Genomic DNA, 3236 nt, shown 5'->3' on the forward strand with positions numbered 1-3236 from the left:
AGGGGCCAGGCCGCCCTTCAGGGCCGCCTGGCGGGCCGGGTTCTGGCCCACGCCGGCTTGGAGCACGTTGCCCATGATGCACTCGTCCACCCGGTCGGGGGCCACCCCGGCCCGGCGCACGGCCTCGGCCACGGCGATCCCTCCCAGTTCGGTCACCTTGAGCGGGGACAGGCTTCCCAGGTACGAGCCGATGGGCGTGCGGCACGCGGAAACGATCACCACCTCACGAACGGAAGACATCGCGATCTCCTCCTCGCAAGCTACAAGACTTGAAAGCCAGAAAGCGGGAACGCCAAAGCTCCGGGTGGCTCCCGGTTCAGCCCTTCCCGCCCCTCAGTTCCGGTGGGCCTCGTAGAGCACGGCCAGGAACCGCGCCCGTTCCGGCACCCGGAGCCGGTGGGGGAGCTGGGCGTTGTAATAGAGGCTGTCGCCCGGTCCCAGCTCGAACTCCTGGCCCCCGTACTCCACGTGGAGCCGTCCGTCGAGCACGTGCAGGAACTCCTCCCCCTCGTAAGGGAGCTCCTTGAGCGAGAATTCACACGGTTCCTCGCACGCCAGGAGGATCGGGCTCATGGTGCGGCCCTCGTAGCCGTAAGCCAGATCCCGGTACGGCAGCGTGTGGGGGAGCTCGTTTCGGTACACCAGGGCCTCCTTCCCGGCCCGGGTCAGGACGTAGTCCTTGTGCTCCTCGGCCTCCTGGTGGAAGAAGTACCCGATCTTGACGCCGAGGGCCTCGGCGAAGTTCCAGAGGGTGGAGATGGAGGGGGACACCAGGTTGTTCTCCACCTGGCTCAGGAGTGCCGGGCTGAATCCGGTCTTCTCGGCCAGGTCCTTGAGGGTCAACCCCCGCTGGAGGCGAAGCTCCTTGATCTTCCCCCCCAGGTTGAGCTTCTCCAGAACCTCCTTCTTCATGCCGTCCGTCCACCCTCGTGGTCTTAAGGAGTGCTGAATCGGTTTCAGTCCTGCTAAAGTGAGGCGTCAACCTAGAGCAAACGATGCCACGGGTCAAGGGAATTTCTCCCTGGTTGAACGGCGATTCAGCCCCGTTCCCGGGGATACCCAACCGAACAAACGTTCGGCAGAAAAATCAAACAGCGACGAACCCGTGGAGAACCCGCGTCGGTTGGGCCTTTCCGGCCGTTACGCCCCCGCCGTCACTGGGCCGCCCAACCCCGCCCCCGAGGACCTGCGGAAATCCCGTTTGCCGACAGGGACCGCGCCCTCTCACCTTGATCCCCCCCGGGGGGTGCACAAAAATATAGACACAGGCGGTGCCGCCCTTGGGGACCCAGGGCGGCACCGGCGGGATCGGCGGGTCAGGTTTTCGGGCCGAAACGCCGATTGGTAACCTAGCAAGAGCCTCGGACAACGGGGGCAAGGGAGTGCTGCCATGAAGGTTTCGGTGAGCACGGTGCTACGGTACAGCGAACCCCTCGACCGGTTCCTCCGGGTCCGGTCCTTCACCGAGTCGGAAACCCAACGGCTCCTGGGGAGCGCCCGGTTTCGGAACCGGCAGGAGTACGTCACATTCCTCCTGGGGCTTTGCATCCCCGAGTTCCCGGCCGAGATCCTTCCGGAACTGCTGGAAGCCTCGGATCCCGAGGAGCGCCGCAGGGTGGAGCAGGCCCTCTACGATCTGTGCGTCGACGTGAACCCCCACCTCGACATCTCCCGCATCTCGGTGCCGGTCACCGAGGCCGAGGGGGAGGCCCAGCTCTACCTGGTGGAGCCACAGAAGGAGCACCGGGACGAGGAGGACCTGGAGAGGTTTCTGCACCTCGAGGAACTCCTGGAGCAGCGGGTGGTGGGCCAGAGGGAGGCCGTGGAACGGCTCGCCCGGGTGCTGCGGCGGGCCGCGGCCGGCCTCAAGGATCCCAACCGGCCCGTGGGGAGCTTCTTCTTCCTCGGCCAGACCGGCGTGGGGAAGACCGAACTCGCCAAGGCGCTGGTGCACGTGCTCTTCGCCCAGGACGACCGGCTCGTCCGGGTGGACTGCAGCGAGTACGCCCAGTCCCACGAGTACGCGAAGCTGATCGGCGCTCCCCCGGGGTACATCGGCCACGGCGAGGGTGGGTACCTCACCGACGCGGTGATGGCCCGGGGCCGGTGCGTGGTGCTCTTCGACGAGATCGAAAAGGCCCACCCCAAGCTCCACCAACTGCTCCTTCAGGTGCTGGACGAGGGCATCCTCACCGACTCCAAGGGCCGAAAGGTGTCGTTCCGGGACGCCGTGATCATCATGACGAGCAACGTGGGCGCCCGGGAGGTGGAGGACCTCGAGCGCAGGGTGGGGTTCGGGGTGTGCGCCGGGTGCGACGAGGTGGAGAACGAAAGCCTGAAGGCGCTCCGGGCCGAGTTCCCCCCCGAGTTCGTGAACCGGATCGACGAGGTGATCGTCTTCCGGCCCCTGGACCGGGAGGCGAGCCTCAAGATCTGCGAGATCCTGCTGCGGGAGGTGGAGGGGTACCTGGAGCCCCGGCGCCTGGAGATCGAGTTCGACCCGGAGGTCAAGGAGTTCCTGGTGGAGGAGGGCACGGACCCGCGCTACGGCGCCCGACCGCTTCGCCGTACGATCAAACGCCACGTGCTGGATCCGCTGGCCACGGAACTCCTGAGCGGGAAGTTCCGGCCGCCCGCCCGGATCCGCACCCACCTGCGCCGTCGCCGGGTGTGGTTCGAAGCGGCGTGAGGCACGGCATTCGCCGCAAAAAGATTGTACCGGTCCCTTGACACCCTGGCACCCGGGGGGCATAGTGGCTGCAACACTCCCCCTTTGGCGAATCGGTTGGGGGAGTCGGGATTGCAAACGCTCTTTGCCCCCCCGGAGAGCTGCGCCCGGCTCCCCCTCTTTGTTTGTCCCGCCGCATAAATGACACTTTTGTCCTAAGCATCCCCACCATCGTACAAATTCGTCTTTTTCGTCCTCCCCTCCTCCCCGACGACTGGGGCTTTCCGGCGACTGGCACCGTGGCACCGGTCTTGCTCTCCTCCTCGCGACGCCCCGCCGGGACCACCCCGGGGCCCGGGTCCACTGCCCATTGACCGAACCCAGCAGGGAGGAGAGCGCATGAACTCCAGCCGCTACCGAGTCTTTCTAGTAGAGTCCAGACACGTGGTGTAAGAAGGGCATGGGCCCTTGCAAACGAAAAGACCACCGCGTCATCCTCCAGAGCCGTAGCGGTCAACCTGCGGCAAGGAGGGAAGACACGATGGTCGACGTCAATGAAGAGGCCCGG

Annotated in this window: 3 protein-coding genes; 1 reads left to right on the top strand and 2 read right to left on the bottom strand. The window is 66.0% G+C overall.

Annotated elements, in window-relative coordinates; all coding sequences use genetic code 11:
* The coding region (locus ACY0I8_RS17230) for a thiolase family protein (RefSeq protein ID WP_461395733.1) at nucleotides 1-240 on the bottom strand (240 nt) is incomplete at its 3' end.
* 93 nt (nucleotides 241-333) lie between these two features.
* A complete protein-coding gene (locus ACY0I8_RS17235; protein ID WP_459941992.1) occupies nucleotides 334-912 on the bottom strand; it encodes a helix-turn-helix domain-containing protein in 579 nt (192 codons plus the stop codon).
* 478 nt (nucleotides 913-1390) lie between these two features.
* Here ACY0I8_RS17235 and ACY0I8_RS17240 point away from each other — a divergent pair, with 478 nt between their 5' ends.
* On the top strand, nucleotides 1391-2689 hold the full coding sequence (locus ACY0I8_RS17240; RefSeq protein ID WP_459941993.1) for an ATP-dependent Clp protease ATP-binding subunit: 1299 nt from the start codon (nucleotides 1391-1393) through the stop codon (nucleotides 2687-2689).
* Nucleotides 2690-3236 lie beyond the last annotated feature (547 nt).

The organism is Deferrisoma sp. (genome assembly GCF_054681715.1).

What these genes read in the sequence shown, in the direction of transcription:
- ACY0I8_RS17235 (WP_459941992.1), bottom strand. Translation starts at nt 912, where the DNA reads ATGAAGAAGGAGGTTCTGGAGAAGCTCAACCTGGGGGGGAAGATCAAG.
- ACY0I8_RS17240 (WP_459941993.1), top strand. Translation starts at nt 1,391, where the DNA reads ATGAAGGTTTCGGTGAGCACGGTGCTACGGTACAGCGAACCCCTCGAC.